The following is a 15,849-nucleotide window of genomic DNA, read 5'->3' as shown; positions in this document are numbered from 1 at the left end:
CCAGCGCGTCGGGACGGTCGCCGCCCGCGAACAGGAAGTCCAGCAACGCGCGCCGCCGGTCCCGCCCGTCCTCCGCGGGCTCGCAGGGGGCGATGCCCTCAGGGGGGCGGGTCAGGGCCGGAAACCCCTTGGGGGACGAGGACGGAGTGCGGGCACGCGTCGAGGAGGAGGGACCGCCGGGGCCGTCCGGCCTCCCGCCGGTCCGGGGACGGGGAACATCCCCGCACCCGCCGGTGTTGGTCCCGAGGGCGGAACGAAAGGCGGAGCCGTGCACGGTGAGTACAAGGTTCCCGGCGGCAAGCTCGTCGTCGTGGACGTGGACGTGGAGGACGGCGTGCTGCGCCGCGTTCGCGTGGCGGGCGACTTCTTCCTGGAACCCGACGAGGCGCTGGACGCCGTGAACCGCGCGCTGGACGGCGCGCCGGCCGGCACCGACGCCGCCGGTCTGGCCGCACGGATCGACGGCGCCCTGCCCGAGGGGACGGTGATGTACGGGCTCACCTCGGAGGGCGTCGGCATCGCGGTGCGCCGCGCCCTGGCCCACGCCACCGACTGGACCGACTACGACTGGCAGTTCATCCACGAGGGACCGCAGTCCCCCGCGCTCCACATGGCGCTGGACGAGGTGCTGACCGCCGAGGTCGCCGCCGGCCGGCGTCCTCCGACGCTGCGGGTGTGGGAGTGGGGCGCCCCCGCGGTGATCATCGGCAGCTTCCAGTCGCTGCGCAACGAGGTCGACGCCGAGGGCGCGCGGCGGCACGGTATCGAGGTGGTGCGCCGTGTCTCCGGCGGCGGAGCGATGTTCGTGGAACCCGGCAACACGATCACGTACTCGCTGTCGGTGCCCGGGTCGCTGGTGCAGGGGCTGTCCTTCCAGGACAGCTACGCCTATCTCGACGACTGGGTGCTCGGCGCGCTCGGCGAGATGGGGATCCGGGCCTGGTACCAGCCGCTGAACGACATCGCCACCGACCAGGGCAAGATCGCCGGCGCCGCGCAGAAGCGGATCGTGGGTCCGGACGGCGGTCCCGGCGCGGTGCTGCACCACGTGACGATGGCGTACGACATCGACGCCGACAAGATGCTCGAAGTGCTGCGCATCGGGCGGGAGAAGCTGTCCGACAAGGGCACCGGGAGCGCGAAGAAGCGGGTGGATCCGCTGCGCCGGCAGACCGGTCTGCCGCGCGAGGCCGTCATCGAGCAGATGACCGACTCGTTCCGCGCCCGGTACGGGCTCGCCGACGGGAAGGTGACCGACGAGGAGCTGGCCCGCGCGCAGGAGCTGGCGCGGACGAAGTTCACCGCGCCGGAGTGGATCGCGCGCGTACCCTGAGGCGCGAGCCCTGACGCACCCGAATCACCTGTTTCACAAAGGAATCGAGGCAACCGGCGGCACCGGCCGGTACGCCCCCGTCATCACGCGCCTACGGAGCGAGTTGACCCTTCCGCACCACCACGATGCGTGTGACACTGGCGTCCCGTCCGCAGTGCGGACCCTCTCCGCACCGTCCCCCACGAGAAGTGCGCCGTGCGTTCCTTTCCTCTGCCGATCGCCCTGACCGCGCGCCTGTCCCCGGTGGTCGTTCTCGCCGCGGCGGGATGGGCGCTGTCCTCCGGCCCGTTGGCCGCTCCGCAGGCCGCCGAGAACAGGCCGGCCGAGAAGACGCGGCCCCAGTCCGCCTCCGCCCCTTCCAGGACCCAGGTGCCGAAGACGTACACCGCCGCGCCTGCACCGTGCGACAGCGTCGCCGAGAAGAGCGTCAAGTCCCTTGTGCCGGGCGCCAGGACGGCCGGCAAGGAGATACCGTCCACGGACGCGAAGCTGCGCCGCACCTGTTCCTGGAACGCGCTCGAGGGATACGAGTACCGCTGGCTCGACGTGTCCTTCGAGGTGCTGGAGTCGGACGACGCGGCGGAGCGGTCGTACCGGGGGCGGCTGGAGGAGAAGAGCGGCGGGGGCCCGGTTCCCGGACTCGGGGACGCGGCGTACTCCGTCGTGAACCTCACCACCGAGGACAAGCAGCAGACGCGTGAGGGTGTGGTCGTGGCGCGCGCCTCCAACGCGCTGGTGATCGTGACGTACAACGGCAGCGACTTCGAGTCGAAGAAGGCACCGGGCACGGACGAGATCAACAAGGGCGCCATCAAGGCCGCCAAGGAGGCCGTGGCCGCCCTGGAGGCCGCGCGGGACTGATCCGGAATTGATGGTTCCGTGACATCTGTCACAGCGGGTTGCGGATCTGTGCGGGCCGCTTAGTAGCGATCACTCCGACGACATAGTGGACTTGTCCGGCTTGCCACGGATGGCGGCCGGAGCGGGGCGGGTGGCGGCCGGGCGGGGAGCCGGGAGCCCCGGCTCCCCCGGCATGCGGGGGTTTCTGACGAGGTGGCAGGCGCTGCGGGGAGCCCTCCACCAGGGGGTCGGCACGCTCCCCCGCCCGCCGCAAGACCCCCGCGGGGCTACGAAGCCCGGTAGTAGCGAGGCCCTTTGCGCCCGGCGCCGGGCCGTCCCAAGAATGACCAGCCTCCGCACAGCAGGGGTGAGGTCACGCAATGGGAAAGCACCGCCATCAGCAGCAGTACCGCCGCACGGTCGTCGCGGCAGTCGCCATCGGCGTCATAGGCATACCCTCGGTCGCCATGGCCTGTACCGACTGGCCCGGCGAAGGGGAACGGCAGGACCGGAACACCGCCGCGCCGGTCGCTGACCGGGACAGGTGGGACGGCCCCGACTGGTACCGCGAGTGGAGCGGCCAGCACGAGAGTGAGCCCTCGGCCGCACCGTCCGGCACACCGGCCGCCACGACGGCCCCGTCGAAGCCCGCCGCACCGAAGCGCGGCAGCGCCAGGCCGTCGCACAAGCCGGAGAGGACGGCCCCCGAGGCCCCCACCTCCCGGCCCACCACCGCGGCCCCGAGGCCCACCACGGCCGCTCCGAAGCCCACCACGGCCGCTCCGAGGCCGAGCACGTCCGCTCCCGAGCCCGGCGCCACCGCCTCCAGTCCCGCGCCGACGGGCGGCACCCAGGCCTCCGGCGCCGTCGCCCGGGTCGTGGAACTCGTCAACGCCGAACGCGGCAAGGCCGGCTGCTCCCCGGTGAAGGTGAACGCCACCCTGACCGAGGCCGCGCAGAACCACAGCGAGGACATGGCGGCGAGTGGCAGCATGTCGCACACCGGCTCGGACGGATCCTCCCCCGGCGACCGCATCACCCGCGCCGGCTACAGCTGGAGCACCTACGGCGAGAACGTCGCCTACGGCTACTCCACCCCCGAGCAGGTGATGCAGGGCTGGATGACCAGCCCCGGTCACAAGGCGAACATCCTCAACTGCGCGTTCAAGGAGATCGGCGTCGGTCTCGCCCAGCCCGGCTCCTACTGGACCCAGGACTTCGGCACGGCCCGCTAGGGCCTTGCCGGCGGCGTGCGCCGCCGCCCCGCCATCAGCGCGACGTACACCGTGAGCGACGCCGCCAGGCCCACCGCCCAGCCGTAGTCCGCGAGGGGCTTGAGGAAGGGGATCAGTCCGTCCTGCGGGAAGGGACCCTTCCCGGGCGCCGAGTGGGAGCCGCCCACCGCCAGCACCCCGCCGGCCAGGAAGGCGGCGACGGCGCGCAGGTTCCAGCCGGACGTGTACCAGTAGCGTCCGCCGGGCCTGTACAGGTCGGGCAGGTCCAGGGCGGTGCGGCGGACCAGCCAGTAGTCGGCGATGAGGATGCCGGCGACGGTGCCCAGCAGCCCGCCGACCAGGCCGAGCCAGGTGAAGATGTACAGCTCGGGTGTCTCAGTGAGCTTCCACGGCATGATCAGCACCCCGACGACGCCGGTGATCAGCGCGCCGGTGCGGAAGCTGATGAGGCGCGGCGCCAGGTTCGCCAGGTCGTACGCCGGGGAGACCACGTTGGCCGCGATGTTCACCGAGATGGTGGCGACCAGCACCGTCACCAGGGCGAAGAGCAGCCCGAAGACGTTGTCGGTCTTGGCGGCGAGTGCGACGGGGTCCCACAGCGGGGCCCCGTACACCGCCTGCGAACCGGACGTGACGAACACGGACAGCAGCGCGAACAGGGTCATGGTGGTGGGCAGTCCGAGCGTCTGGCCCCAGACCTGGGCGCGCTGGCCCGCGCCGAAGCGGGTGAAGTCGGGGATGTTCAGGCTCAGGGTCGACCAGAAGGCGATCATGCCCATGAGGGAGGGGAAGAACACCGGCCAGAAGTCGGCTCCCCAGCCGAGCTGCGAGGGCTGGTCGAGGAGCGGTCCGAGACCGCCGGCCTTGCCCGCGATCCAGGCCAGCAGGACCAGCGCGCCGACGATGACGAACGGCGCGGCCCAGTTCTCGAACCGCCGCAGTGTCTCCATCCCGCGGTGGATGATGGCCAGTTCGAGGGCCCAGAACAGGACGAAGCAGACCCACAGCGTCCACGGCTGGCCCCCGACCCGCGACGCCTCGGCCCACCCGCCGAACAGCTTGCCGAGGAGCACGAAGATGCCCTGGCCGCCGATCCACGTCTGGATGCCGAACCAGGCGCACGCCACCCCGGCCCGGATCATCGCCGGCAGGTTGGCACCGCGCAGCCCGAACGAGGCACGGGCGAGCACCGGGAACGGGATGCCGTACTTGGGTCCTGCGTGACCGGTCAGCAGCATCGGCGCGAGCACGATGACGTTCGCCAGCGCGATGGTGAACACGGCCTGCTTCCAGTCCATGCCCAGGGCGACGAGACCGGAGGCGAGCAGCCACGAGGGGATGTTGTGCGCCATCCCCACCCACAGCGCGGTGAAGTTGTACGTCGTCCAGCGGCGGCGGGCCAGCGGCACGGGCAGCAGGTCGTCGTTGACGAAGCGGCTGTCGGTGAGGGCGACGCCCGGCGGGAGCTCGACGCGTCCCGCCGGGTCGGGTATCGGGTTCTCTGACGGCACGGGCGGGACGGTCGCGGTCATGGGCGTGTCCTTCGGCGGTGGTACCGGTCAGCGGTTGAGTGCCGGGATGATCTCCGCGCCGTACGCGTCGATCGTCGCTTCCTGCGCGTCGTGCATGTCGTAGACGGCGAACTGGTCCACACCCAGGTCGCGCAGCGCCTTCAGCTTCTCGATGTGCGCCTCGGCCGGGCCGAGCAGGCAGAACCGGTCGACGATCTCGTCGGGCACGAAGTCCGTGGACGGGTTGCCGGCCCGTCCGTGGTGGCTGTAGTCGTAGCCGTGGCGTTCCTTGATGTACGCCGTCAGCGCCTCGGGGACCATGCCGGAGTGCTCGCCGTAGCGGGCGACCAGGTCGGCGACGTGGTTGCCGACCATGCCGCCGAACCAGCGGCACTGCTCGCGGGCGTGCGCCAGGTCGTCACCGACGTACGCCGGGGCGGCGACGCAGACGGTGACCGAGGCGGGATCCCGCCCCGCCTCCACGGCCGCGGCCCGCACGGACTTCACCATCCACTCGGTGAGATACGGGTCGGCGAGCTGGAGGATGAAGCCGTCGGCCCTGCGCCCCGCGAGGGCGAGCGCCTTCGGTCCGTACGCCGCCATCCAGACGGGCAGCTTCCCTTCGCTCACCCACGGGATCCGCAGCGGCTGCCCGTCGACCTCGGTCTCCCGCCCCTCGGCGAGATCGCGGATCACGTCGATCGCCTCGCCCAGGCGGGCCAGGGTGTTGGGTCTGCGTCCGGCGACGCGCATCGCGGAGTCGCCGCGCCCGATGCCGCAGACGGTGCGGTTGCCGAACATGTCGTTCAGGGTGGCGAAGGTGGAGGCGGTGACCTCCCAGGTGCGGGTGCCCGGGTTGGTGACCATCGGGCCGACCGTCAGTTTCGTGGTGTTGGCCAGGATCTGGCTGTAGATGACGAAGGGTTCCTGCCACAGCACGGCGGAGTCGAAGGTCCAGCCGTGGGTGAAGCCGTTGCGCTCGGCGCGCTTCATCAGGCTGACGACCCGCGAGGCCGGCGGGTCGGTCTGCAGTACGAGTCCGAAGTCCATGCGGAGCGCTCCTAGGTGAGGTACTGGCAGGTGGCGCGCGGGGTGTAGACGCCGTGCCCGGCGCGCCCGGTGTACTCCCGCTCGGTGAGGACCGGGACTCCGCGCGAGAGGACGGTCTCGACGCGGCCGGTGACCCGCTTGCCCTCGTAGGCCGAGTAGTCGACGTTCATGTGGTGGGTGCCGGCGGAGATGACCTGCTCCGCGCCCGGGTCGTAGATCACGACGTCGGCGTCCGCTCCGGGCGCGATCGTGCCCTTCTTCGGGTAGAGGCCGAACATCCGGGCCGGGGTGGCACAGGCGATCTCGATCCAGCGCCGGCGGGAGATGTGCCCGTCGACGACGGCCTGGTGGAGCAGGTCCATGCGGTTCTCCACGCCCGGGAGACCGTTGGGGATCCTGGAGAAGTCGCCGCGGCCGAGCTCCTTCTGTCCGGTGAAGCAGAAGGGGCAGTGGTCGGTGGAGACCACCTGGAGGTCGTTGGTGCGCAGGCCGCGCCACAGGGCCGCCTGGTGCTCCTTCGGCCTCAGCGGCGTGCTGCACACGTACTTGGCGCCCTCGAAGTCCGGCTCGGCGAGGTTGTCCGTGGACAGGAACAGGTACTGCGGGCAGGTCTCGCCGAAGACGTTCAGGCCCTCGTCGCGGGCCCGGGCCAGTTCCGCGACGGCCTCGGTGGCGGAGACGTGGACGACGTACAGCGGGGCCCCCGCGACCTGGGCGAGCCGGATGGCGCGGTGGGTGGCCTCGGCCTCGAGGAGGGCCTTGCGGACCTCACCGTGGTGGCGGGGGCCGGTCTCGCCCCGGGCCAGGGCCTGTTCGACGAGCACGTCGATCGCGATGCCGTTCTCGGCGTGCATCATGATCAGCCCGCCGTTCTCGGCGGAACGCTGCATGGCGCGCAGGATCTGTCCGTCGTCGGAGTAGAACACGCCCGGGTACGCCATGAACTGCTTGAACGACGTGACCCCTTCCTCCACCAGGAGGTCCATCTCCTTCAGCGTCTCGGCGTTGACGTCCGAGACGATCATGTGGAAGGCGTAGTCGACGGCGCAGTTGCCCTCCGCCTTGGCGTGCCAGGCGTCCAGGCCCTCGCGCAGGGAGTGGCCGACGCTCTGCACGGCGAAGTCGACGATGGTCGTCGTGCCGCCCCAGGCGGCGGCCCGGGTTCCCGTCTCGAAGGTGTCGGAGGCGAAGGTGCCGCCGAACGGCAGCTCCATGTGGGTGTGGGCGTCGACGCCGCCCGGGACGACGTACTTCCCGGTGGCGTCGATGGTCCGGTCGGCGGTGAACGCCCGGGCGGCGGGGGTGCCGGAGGCGGCGAGGGCGGCGATGCGGCCGTCCTCGATCAGGACGTCGGCGTGCATCTCGTCGGAGGCGGTGATGACGAGGCCGCCGCGGATCAATGTTCGGCTCACTGGTCACTCCTCGCGGTGGGTACGTGCGGGTTGTGTGTGTGGCTGGTCGCGCCCCGCGCGGCGGCGGCCGCACATCGGACGCGGCCCCGCGCCCCCGGGCTGGTCGCCGCTACGGCGTCGTCAGGGGCCCGTAGGCACCCGGAGCGCGGTCCCGGTAGAACTGCCAGCGGTCGCGGACCTCCCTCAGCTTCGCCGTGTCCAGGTCGCGGACGACGAGTTCGGTCTCCTTGTCGCTCGCCGGCTCGCCGACGAACCGGGCCTCCGGGTCGACGAAGTAGCTCGTGCCGTAGAAGTCGTTGTCGCCGTACTCCTCCACGCCCACCCGGTTGATGGCGCCGACGAAGTACTCGTTGGCGACGGCCGCCGCCGGCTGCTCCAGCTGCCAGAGGTAGCCGGACAGTCCCCGCGAGGTGGCCGAGGGGTTGAAGACGATCTCGGCGCCCGCGAGGCCGAGCGCCCGCCAGCCCTCGGGGAAGTGGCGGTCGTAGCAGATGTAGACGCCGATCCGGCCGGCCCTGGTGTCGAAGACGGGCCAGCCGCTGTTGCCGGGCCGGAAGTAGAACTTCTCCCAGAAGCCCTTCACCTGCGGGATGTGCGTCTTGCGGTACTTGCCGAGGTAGGAGCCGTCCGCGTCGATCACGGCGGCCGTGTTGTAGAGGACTCCGGGCTGCTCCTCCTCGTACATCGGCAGCACCAGGACGATGCCCAGCTCCTGGGCAAGTGCCTGGAAGCGCTGGACGATCGGGCCGTCGGGGATGCGTTCGGCGTACGCGTAGAAGGCCGGGTCCTGCACCTGGCAGAAGTACGGCCCGTAGAACAGCTCCTGGAAGCACAGCACGTGAGCGCCCTGCGCGGCCGCGTCGCGGGCGGCCTGCTCGTGGACCTGGATCATCGACTCCTTGTCGCCGGTCCAGGCGGTCTGGAAGACGGCGGCACGGATCACTCGGCTCATCGGGACCTCCGGTCGCTCGGTGTGCGGTGAGCCTAGGGAGGGGACGAGCCCGCTTTGAGGTGCACCGTGTCACGTCCGCCGGGGTGCGGCGTGTCACCGTGTCACCCGTCGACGATCCCATGTCTCACCGCCGTTGCCGCAGGTGGTCACCTGTTTCAGTGCTGTTGCGCGTCGTGTGCGAGGAGCGCGATGTGGACCGAGGCGGCCTGCTCGAAATCGTCGAGGTCCACGCCCAGGCGGGTCTGTATCGCCTCCAGCCGGCGGTAGAGGGCGGGCCGGGAGACGTGGTGGAGCTGCGCGGTGCGGGACTTGTTGCGGCCGGTGGCGAGGTAGGTGCGCAGCACGGACAGCAGGTCCTCGTCCGGCTCGCCGAGCAGGCCGTCCAACTCCCGTTCGGCGAAGGACTGCACCTGCGGGTCGTCCCGCAGCAGCCGGATCAGTCCGCGCAGGTGGACGTCCCTGAGGCGGACCACGGGTGGCAGGTCCAGCGCGGCGGCGGAGTCCGCCACGGCGTCCGCCACGTGCCGGGCCTCGCGCAGCCCGGCGGGCACGTCGTCGAAGGCGGTGCGGGCACCGGCCGCCGCCACCACGGCCGGCGCGGAACCGGGCTCGGCACGCAGTCGTGCGGCGAAGTGGAGGGTGAGCGCGTCGGCGTCCTGGTCGCGGGCGAGGCTGAGCAGGACGGCGGCCCCGGTGTCGGCCAGTTCGGCTGCGATCCCGGGAAGCCCCAGCAGGCGCAGGACGCGGTCCAGCCGGGCCGCGTCCCGGCCGCGTACGACGAGCGGCACGAAGGTGCGCCGGTTCACCGGCAGCCCGGCCGCGCGCGCCCGGGGCAGCAGGGTCCTGGCCGGTACGACGCCGCCGACCAGGTCGGTCATCAGGCTCCGCGCGGACTGTTCCTCCCAGGAGCGGGCGGCACCGCCGCCGAGCATGCGGTGCAGCACCAGGGCCTCGGCGGCACGGTCGGCGAGCAGCCGGCCGGTCGCGGTGTCGCCCCGGTAGCCGCACAGCACGATCCGGCCCCACCGCTCGCCACGCCCGCCGAGCTCGGCGCGGATCCAGCCGTCGCCCTCACCGCGTCCGGCCTGCCGGGCGATGCGCTCCCAGTCGCGCAGGACGTCGTCCACGGCCGGCCGCTCCCCCGCCGTGCCGAGGACCCGGTGGGCGAGGTTGGTGACGACGACGGGGCAGCCGCTGTGCCGGGCGACCTCGTCGAGCAGGCGCTGCAGCGGGGCGCCGGTGGTGATCAGTGCGGTGAGTCCGGTGCGGACGGCCTCGGAGAGGCTGACGGCGGCGAACTTCCGCCGCACCAGCCGGGACTGCACCTCCTCGGTCAACTGGGCGAAGGGCGACGGGCGGTGGAGGACCACCAGGGGCAGTCCGCACCGCTCCGCCACCCGCCGCATCGTCTCCGGCGGGGACGGGAAGGCCCGGCCGAGCCCGAGGACCACGGCGGACGCCTCGGCGCGGTGCAGGGAGCGGACGTACTCGGCCTGCTTGTTCTCGTCACCGGCGAGCAGGACCCCGGTGGTGAGCACCATCTCGCCGCCGCTGAGCATCACCCCGACGTCGGCCGCCTCGGCGACGTGCACCCAGCGCACCGGCCGGTCCAGCCGCCCCGCGGCCGCCACCACCTCGGGCTCCCCGGCGAGCACCCGCTCCAGGGCGAGGACCTGCCGGACCGACAGGGCCGGTGCGGATGGCTCCCAGGTCGTCATGGCGGCGTCCTTCTGATCGGTGTACGGGTCCTACCGGATGCTCCGCAGCGCGCGATCGAGGATCTCCGCGCCCTCCTCGGCCTCCGCGACGTTGAGGGACAGCGGCGGGGCGATGCGCAGGGCGCTGGTGTCGTGTCCACCGCCCTTGCCGATGAGCAGGCCGCCCTCCCGGGCCGCCTCCAGGACGGCGGACGCCGCCTCGGGGTCGGCCTCGTCGGTGCCGGGGCGGCTCAGCTCGATACCGATCATCAGCCCGCGTCCGCGCACTTCCCGTACGGCCGGCACCTGGGCGGCGACGGCGCGCAGCCGCTCGATGAGCAGGCCGCCGACCCGGCGGGCGTTGCCCTGCAGATCGTGCTCCAGCAGGTAGGTGAGATTGGCCAGGCCCGCCGCCATGGTGATCTGGGTGCCGCCGAACGTCGAGATGCTGTTGGCGTCCAGGCAGTTCATGATCTCGGAGCGGGCGACGACCCCGCCGATGGACATGCCGTTGCCGATGCCCTTGGCGAAGGTCAGCATGTCGGGCGGCCCGCTGCGGCCGTGGGCCTGCCAGCCCCAGAAGTGCTCTCCGGTGCGGCCCCAGCCGGTCTGCACCTCGTCGGCGATCCACAGGATGCCCCGCTCGTGCAGCACCTCGCGGAAGGCCGCGTACAGTCCGTCGGGCGGCGAGGTGAAGCCGCCGACGCCCTGGATGGGTTCGGCGATCAGCGCGGCGGGCGGGCGGGTGTGGCCGAGGAGGTCCTTGAGGTCGTCGACGCAGGCGGCGACGAAGTCGTAGTCGTCGAGGTCGGCGAAGGGTCCCCGGGTGCGCACGCCGCCGTGCACGTACAGCGTCTGGAGCGGGGACAGGGAGGTCGGGGACCAGCCGCGGTTGCCGGTGATGCCGACCGAGCTGAAGGAGCGGCCGTGGTAGCTGTTGCGCATCGCCAGGACCGTGTTGCTGCGCCGGTAGGTGGTGGCGAGCAGCAGGGCGGTGTCGTTGGCCTCGGTGCCCGAGGTGGTGAAGAAGACCCGGGCGTCCGGGATGCCGCTCAACTTGGCGATGCGTTCGGCGAGTTCCACCATCTGCCGGTTGAGGTAGAGGGTGGAGGAGTGGACGATCCGCCCGGCCTGCTCGCTCACCGCCTTGGTGATCTCGGGCAGGGCGTGGGCGGTCATGGTGGTGAGGATGCCGCCGAAGAAGTCGAGGTAGCGGTTGCCCTCGGAGTCCCAGACGTGGCGTCCCTCGCCGTGGGTGATCTCGATGGGCTCCTCGTAGTAGAGGGCGAGCCAGTCGGGGAGCACGGAGCGGTGGCGGCCCAGCAGGTCGTCGGTCACGGGCGCACCAGCCCCTCGTAGGCGTCGGGGCGGCGGTCGCGGTAGAAGGCCCACTGCTGCCGCACCTCTTCGATGAGGCCGAAGTCCAGGTCGCGGACCACGAGTTCCTCCTTGCTGTCGCTGGCGACGTCGCCGACGAACTGACCGCGCGGGTCGACGAAGTACGAGGTTCCGTAGAAGTCGTTGTCCCCGTACTCCTCCACGCCCACGCGGTTGATCGCGGCGACGAAGTACTCGTTGGCGACGGCCGCGGCCGGCTGCTCCAGCCGCCACAGGTGGGACGACAGGCCCCGGTGCGTGGCGGACGGGTTGTAGACCAGCTCGGCGCCGTTGAGGCCGAGTTGCCGCCAGCCCTCGGGGAAGTGGCGGTCGTAGCAGATGTAGACGCCGACCTTGCCGACGGCGGTGTCGAAGACGGGCCAGCCGAGGTTGCCGGGCCGGAAGTAGAACTTCTCCCAGAAACCCTTCACCTGCGGGATGTGGTGCTTGCGGTACTTGCCGAGGACGGTGCCGTCTGCGTCGATCACGGCGGCGGTGTTGTAGTAGTGGCCCGACTGCTCGATCTCGAAGACCGGCACGACGACCACCATGCCGGTCTCGCGGGCCAGGGCCCGCATCCGGCGGGTGGTCGGGCCGTCGGGGACGGGTTCGGCCCAGCGGTAGTGCTCGGGGTCCTGGACCTGGCAGAAGTACGGAGCGTTGAACACCTCCTGGAACCCGATGACCTTCGCGCCCCGCCGGGCCGCCTCGCGGGCGTGCTCCTCGTGTTTCGCCAGCATGGACTCGGTGTCGCCGGTCCAGGTCGCCTGGACCAGAGCGGCACGTACGACGTGGGTCATGAGCTGCTCCTTCGACGCGGCGTCAGCGCCTCTACGCCCGTAGAAACGGTCGTAGAGGGACGAACGTAAGCCTCTCGGACGGCCTTGCCAAGACCATCGTCGTCGAGACCGGGGAGTCGATCGTGTTTGACACCCCTGTGGGCGAGTCGGCCCGGTCGCCGGTCAGGCGGCGAATCCCGCGACGCGGAGGGCGTGCAGCAGATCCCAGTGCCGCTCGTCGGACACGCCCCGGGCGGCGGTGAGGAGCAGCGGGACGAGACGGTGCGGGTCCGGTGCGGCCGCGCGGGCGGCGTCCTCGGGGGTGCGCATCCGGACGCAGGCGTCGAGCAGGGCCCGCGCCTCCTGGTGCCGCGTCCCGGAGGTCAGGGTGAGCACCGCCCGCCCGATCTCCTCGGCGGGCCGTACGACGCCCTGCCGCAGGATCTGCTCACCGTCCTGCGCGCGGCCCGCCACGGTGAGCGCGCCGGCGGCGGCGACCAGCCGGTCGGCGGGCAGCGAGGCGGCGGCCTCCCACAGCAGGGTCGCCCAGTCGGCACCGAGCCCGGCCCGCTGCATCTCGTCGGCGAGCAGCGGGAACCGGTCGGCGGGCGAGTGCGCGGTCTCGGTCAGCAACGCGTGGGCCTCCCCGCCGCGCGCCTCGCGCCGCAGCCGCGCGAGTGCCGCGACGACCCGGCCGACCTCCTGCCGGTCCGCCGCGCCGACGGGCCGCCCGGGCCGGGGCACCGGCTCCTCCTCCGCCTCGGCGCCCCCGGCGAACCGCGCGCCGCGCGAGGCGGAGGCGGCCACCGGAAGGCCGGGCACGGCGGCGGGCGGTACGACGACGGGCCCGCCCCCCTCGTCGTCCGCGGCGCCGGCGAACCGGGCCCCGCCCCGTCGGCGCTTGCGCCGACCGGGGGCGGCCCGCCCGGCCCCCGTGTTCCGCACGGCATCCCCCTGCGGCCCGGGACCACCGCCCCCGTCCCACGGATCACGGCCGTCTCCCGGCCCCCGCACCCGGGCGGGATCCTCCTGCGGCCCGCCGCCCGACCCGGCCACGCGACCGCGACCACCGCCCCCGTCCCACGGATCACGGCCGTCTCCCGGCCCCCGCACCCGGGCGGGATCCTCCTGCGGCCCGCCGCCCGACCCGGCCACGCGACCGCGACCACCGCCCCCGTCCCACGGATCACGGCCGTCTCCGGGGCCACGCACCCGAGCGGCAGAGCCGTCGTCGTCCGGATCGGGCACCCCGGCACCGAACCGGTCACCGTCGGGGCCGGCTTCCGCTACGGAAGCACTCTCCCGCCGACCGCCACGCGCGCCGGTGGCAGCCCCGGGGCCGGGCACCCCGGCGGCGAACGCACCGCCCCCGGGGCCGGCCTCCGGAGCGGGCGGGCCGCCGTGGCCGCCCCGCGCCGTCCACCGTTCCCGCCCCGGCTCGCGGGCGCGGCGGTCCAGGGCTCGCAGGCGCGCGTCGATCTCCGCGCACCGGGCGGCGGCGCGCGCGTGGTCGTCGTGGGCCCAGGCGAGGTCGTCGCGGAGGGTGTCCGCCTCCTCGGGGGTGGTGGCGGAGGCGAGGCGGCGGGTCAGTTCCGCCCGTCGCTCGGCGGCGTACCTCCGCTCGCGCAGCAGGACGTCGAGCCGGTCGCCCAGCGCGTCCCGGGCGCCGGGCCGGGCGTCGTACGCGGTCAGGGCGGCCGCGTGCAGGGAGCGGGCCCCGGGAGTCTCGGCCCCGGCGGCACCGGGGCCGTAGGCGGTGGCGAGGTCCTGGAGGAGGGACTCCACCACGTCCCAGGGCGGCGGCTCACGTCCTTCGACGCACGCCCGCATGCCGTCGGGGTCCCGCTGCCAGAACACCAGGCACCAGCCGCCGTACCGGTCCAGGCGCGCCAGCAGACCCCGCAGGTAGTCCGTGAACTCCCTTACCGCGTTCGGGAGTTGCTCCGCCGCCATAGTCAACTCCCGCCAGATCCGGAGTACTCAGCTCCGTAGGTAACACCCGTCGTGTTACAGCGGCGCTACGGAGAGTTTTCCGGCGGGCTGCGGGCCCCGCGCCGGGGATCCGGGCGGCCGGGCTCAGGCGGCGACGGACCCGCTCGGCGCGCAGCGGTCCGCCAACGCGTCCATCGACAGGCCGAGCACGCCGGCCAGCGCGGCCACGGTGAAGAAGGCCGGGGTCGGGGCCCGCCCGGTCTCGATCTTCCGGAGGGTCTCCGCGGAGATCCCGGCCCGTGCCGCGACCTCCGCCATGCTGCGGTCGCCGCGCGTCTCGCGCAGCAGCCGGCCGAGCCGCTCGCCGCGTTCGCGTTCTTCCGGGGTCAAGGGGGTGCGCACCATGCACCCATTCTAATACCGGTATAGTAATTGGCATGGTGGAGCTGAAGACCGACGCATCGATCGATGCCATGTACGAGGCCGGGCAGGTCGTCGCGAGCGCGCTGACGGCCGTGCGGAAGGCCGCCGACGTGGGCGTTTCCCTGCTGGAGCTGGACGAGGTGGCGCGGGACGTGCTGCGCGCGGCGGGCGCGACCTCACCCTTCCTGGGCTACCGGCCGTCCTTCGCGTCGACCCCGTTCCCCGCGGTGATCTGCGCGTCCGTGAACGACGCGATCGTGCACGGCATCCCGGACGGCTACCGGCTGCGCGACGGGGACCTGGTCTCCATCGACTGTGGTGCCCAACTGGACGGCTGGGCTGGGGACTCGGCGATCAGTTTCACCGTGGGCACCCCGCGTCCGGCCGACGTCACGCTGATCGGGACCGCCGAGCGGGCGCTCGCCTCGGCCGTCGAGGCGGCCGTCGTCGGCAACCGCGTCGGTGACATCGCCCACGCGATCGGCACGGTGTGCCGCGGCGCGGGGTACGGGATCATGGAGGACTTCGGCGGCCACGGCATCGGCCGCCGCATGCACGAGGACCCGGGGGTGCCGAACGAGGGCAGGCCGGGGAGGGGCATGCCCCTGCGGCACGGCATGTGCCTCGCGATCGAGCCCATGCTGATCGCCGGCGGCACGGACACGTACCACGTCGCCCCGGACGGCTGGACCCTCCGCACGAACGACGGCACCCGCGCGGCGCACGTGGAGCACACGGTGGCCATCACCGAGAACGGGCCGCGGATCCTGACGGCCCGCGGAACCGCCTGACGAGGGGACACCGCCACCGACGGAAAACGGAGGCGGTGTTGTGCGGTGGAGGTCCGCGAACGCCCCCCGGCGCCTCCCTCCGCTCCCGCGGGGGAACCCGTGCGCCGGGCGGGTGATCTCCCCCCGGAAGACGAGATGGGAACGTTTCTCCGGACAGACGTCCGACTGTCCCGCCCACGGCGTGCCACACCGGACCGACCGGGACCGGGCCGGCCGGCAAACGGAATCGCCAGGCATTTGCACATAGTCCTACTTCTTCATATCTCCTTGCCCTGCTCGACGGTTCTCCCGCTAGCTGGGTGCCGCACCGCTCCTCGCCCTGGGCTCCCGATGAGCCACGGGCACGTCGACGAGGGGAGCGGGCCAAGCCATCAGCACGCGAGGAGAGTCATGAAGAAGGCATACGAAGCACCGACCCTCGTCCGTCTCGGGACCTTCCGCAAGGAGACCGGGCTCCTGGGCAAGCACGGCAACGACCGGCTGATCCTGAGCAAGAACTGACGGACGACGGGACCGA

At 72.5% G+C, this 15,849-nt stretch carries 14 protein-coding genes; 5 read left to right on the top strand and 9 right to left on the bottom strand.

What is annotated here, in order from left to right:
* The first annotated feature begins 268 nt into the window (after window positions 1-268).
* The 3 genes from F1615_RS22370 (at window position 269) to F1615_RS22360 (ending at window position 3,408) form a co-directional block, all read left to right on the top strand.
* Window positions 269-1,333 (top strand): lipoate--protein ligase family protein, encoded by a 1,065-nt coding sequence (locus tag F1615_RS22370; RefSeq protein WP_149550828.1) that lies wholly within the window; start codon window positions 269-271, stop codon window positions 1,331-1,333.
* A gap of 195 nt (window positions 1,334-1,528) precedes the next feature.
* A complete protein-coding gene (locus F1615_RS22365) occupies window positions 1,529-2,194 on the top strand; it encodes a hypothetical protein (RefSeq protein ID WP_149550827.1) in 666 nt (221 codons plus the stop codon).
* 359 nt (window positions 2,195-2,553) lie between these two features.
* The gene (locus F1615_RS22360) at window positions 2,554-3,408 is read left to right on the top strand and encodes a CAP domain-containing protein (RefSeq protein WP_149550826.1); all 855 of its coding nucleotides are present in this window, start codon (window positions 2,554-2,556) and stop codon (window positions 3,406-3,408) included.
* On the opposite strand, the gene F1615_RS22355 is transcribed toward F1615_RS22360, so the two are convergent.
* The 9 genes from F1615_RS22355 to F1615_RS22315 form a co-directional block, all read right to left on the bottom strand.
* Window positions 3,405-4,940: an NCS1 family nucleobase:cation symporter-1 gene (locus tag F1615_RS22355; protein ID WP_149550825.1), complete on the bottom strand. Its 1,536-nt coding sequence runs from the start codon at window positions 4,938-4,940 to the stop codon at window positions 3,405-3,407. The two genes, F1615_RS22360 and F1615_RS22355, sit on opposite strands and share 4 nt — an antisense overlap.
* 27 nt (window positions 4,941-4,967) lie before the next feature.
* On the bottom strand, window positions 4,968-5,969 hold the full coding sequence (locus tag F1615_RS22350) for a TIGR03842 family LLM class F420-dependent oxidoreductase (protein ID WP_149550824.1): 1,002 nt from the start codon (window positions 5,967-5,969) through the stop codon (window positions 4,968-4,970).
* 11 nt (window positions 5,970-5,980) lie between these two features.
* A complete protein-coding gene (gene hydA, locus F1615_RS22345; RefSeq protein WP_149550823.1) occupies window positions 5,981-7,381 on the bottom strand; it encodes a dihydropyrimidinase in 1,401 nt (466 codons plus the stop codon).
* 109 nt (window positions 7,382-7,490) lie between these two features.
* On the bottom strand, window positions 7,491-8,333 hold the full coding sequence (locus tag F1615_RS22340; RefSeq protein WP_149550822.1) for a nitrilase-related carbon-nitrogen hydrolase: 843 nt from the start codon (window positions 8,331-8,333) through the stop codon (window positions 7,491-7,493).
* 155 nt (window positions 8,334-8,488) lie between these two features.
* Window positions 8,489-10,051: a PucR family transcriptional regulator gene (locus F1615_RS22335; protein ID WP_149550821.1), complete on the bottom strand. Its 1,563-nt coding sequence runs from the start codon at window positions 10,049-10,051 to the stop codon at window positions 8,489-8,491.
* A gap of 30 nt (window positions 10,052-10,081) precedes the next feature.
* On the bottom strand, window positions 10,082-11,368 hold the full coding sequence (locus F1615_RS22330) for an aspartate aminotransferase family protein (RefSeq protein ID WP_149550820.1): 1,287 nt from the start codon (window positions 11,366-11,368) through the stop codon (window positions 10,082-10,084).
* Window positions 11,365-12,207: a nitrilase-related carbon-nitrogen hydrolase gene (locus tag F1615_RS22325; RefSeq protein WP_149550819.1), complete on the bottom strand. Its 843-nt coding sequence runs from the start codon at window positions 12,205-12,207 to the stop codon at window positions 11,365-11,367. The genes F1615_RS22330 and F1615_RS22325 overlap by 4 nt, the downstream gene beginning before the upstream one ends.
* A 162-nt stretch (window positions 12,208-12,369) precedes the next feature.
* Window positions 12,370-14,139 (bottom strand): hypothetical protein, encoded by a 1,770-nt coding sequence (locus F1615_RS22320; protein ID WP_149550818.1) that lies wholly within the window; start codon window positions 14,137-14,139, stop codon window positions 12,370-12,372.
* A gap of 123 nt (window positions 14,140-14,262) precedes the next feature.
* Window positions 14,263-14,523 carry a helix-turn-helix domain-containing protein gene (locus tag F1615_RS22315; protein WP_149550817.1) on the bottom strand — a complete coding sequence of 87 codons (261 nt, stop codon included), beginning with the start codon at window positions 14,521-14,523 and terminating at the stop codon, window positions 14,263-14,265.
* Window positions 14,524-14,555: 32 nt separating this feature from the next.
* Here F1615_RS22315 and map point away from each other — a divergent pair, with 32 nt between their 5' ends.
* Window positions 14,556-15,332, top strand: a complete 777-nt coding sequence (map, locus tag F1615_RS22310) for a type I methionyl aminopeptidase (protein WP_149550816.1) — start codon at window positions 14,556-14,558, stop codon at window positions 15,330-15,332.
* Window positions 15,333-15,722: 390 nt separating this feature from the next.
* The gene (locus tag F1615_RS22305; protein ID WP_106409850.1) at window positions 15,723-15,833 is read left to right on the top strand and encodes a keywimysin-related RiPP; all 111 of its coding nucleotides are present in this window, start codon (window positions 15,723-15,725) and stop codon (window positions 15,831-15,833) included.
* Window positions 15,834-15,849 lie beyond the last annotated feature (16 nt).

This window comes from Streptomyces marokkonensis (genome assembly GCF_008312835.1).
GTDB classification, from domain to species: Bacteria; Actinomycetota; Actinomycetes; order Streptomycetales; family Streptomycetaceae; genus Streptomyces; species Streptomyces marokkonensis_A.
This window is presented reverse-complemented; position numbering and strand designations above follow the sequence as displayed.

Excerpts from the sequence above, each read along its gene's own strand:
- F1615_RS22305 (WP_106409850.1), top strand. The coding sequence starts at position 15,723 with ATGAAGAAGGCATACGAAGCACCGACCCTCGTCCGTCTCGGGACCTTC.
- F1615_RS22340 (WP_149550822.1), bottom strand. The coding sequence starts at position 8,333 with ATGAGCCGAGTGATCCGTGCCGCCGTCTTCCAGACCGCCTGGACCGGC.
- map (WP_149550816.1), top strand. The coding sequence starts at position 14,556 with ATGGTGGAGCTGAAGACCGACGCATCGATCGATGCCATGTACGAGGCC.
- F1615_RS22315 (WP_149550817.1), bottom strand. The coding sequence starts at position 14,523 with ATGGTGCGCACCCCCTTGACCCCGGAAGAACGCGAACGCGGCGAGCGG.
- F1615_RS22335 (WP_149550821.1), bottom strand. The coding sequence starts at position 10,051 with ATGACGACCTGGGAGCCATCCGCACCGGCCCTGTCGGTCCGGCAGGTC.
- F1615_RS22320 (WP_149550818.1), bottom strand. The coding sequence starts at position 14,139 with ATGGCGGCGGAGCAACTCCCGAACGCGGTAAGGGAGTTCACGGACTAC.
- F1615_RS22355 (WP_149550825.1), bottom strand. The coding sequence starts at position 4,940 with ATGACCGCGACCGTCCCGCCCGTGCCGTCAGAGAACCCGATACCCGAC.
- F1615_RS22360 (WP_149550826.1), top strand. The coding sequence starts at position 2,554 with ATGGGAAAGCACCGCCATCAGCAGCAGTACCGCCGCACGGTCGTCGCG.
- F1615_RS22325 (WP_149550819.1), bottom strand. The coding sequence starts at position 12,207 with ATGACCCACGTCGTACGTGCCGCTCTGGTCCAGGCGACCTGGACCGGC.
- F1615_RS22350 (WP_149550824.1), bottom strand. The coding sequence starts at position 5,969 with ATGGACTTCGGACTCGTACTGCAGACCGACCCGCCGGCCTCGCGGGTC.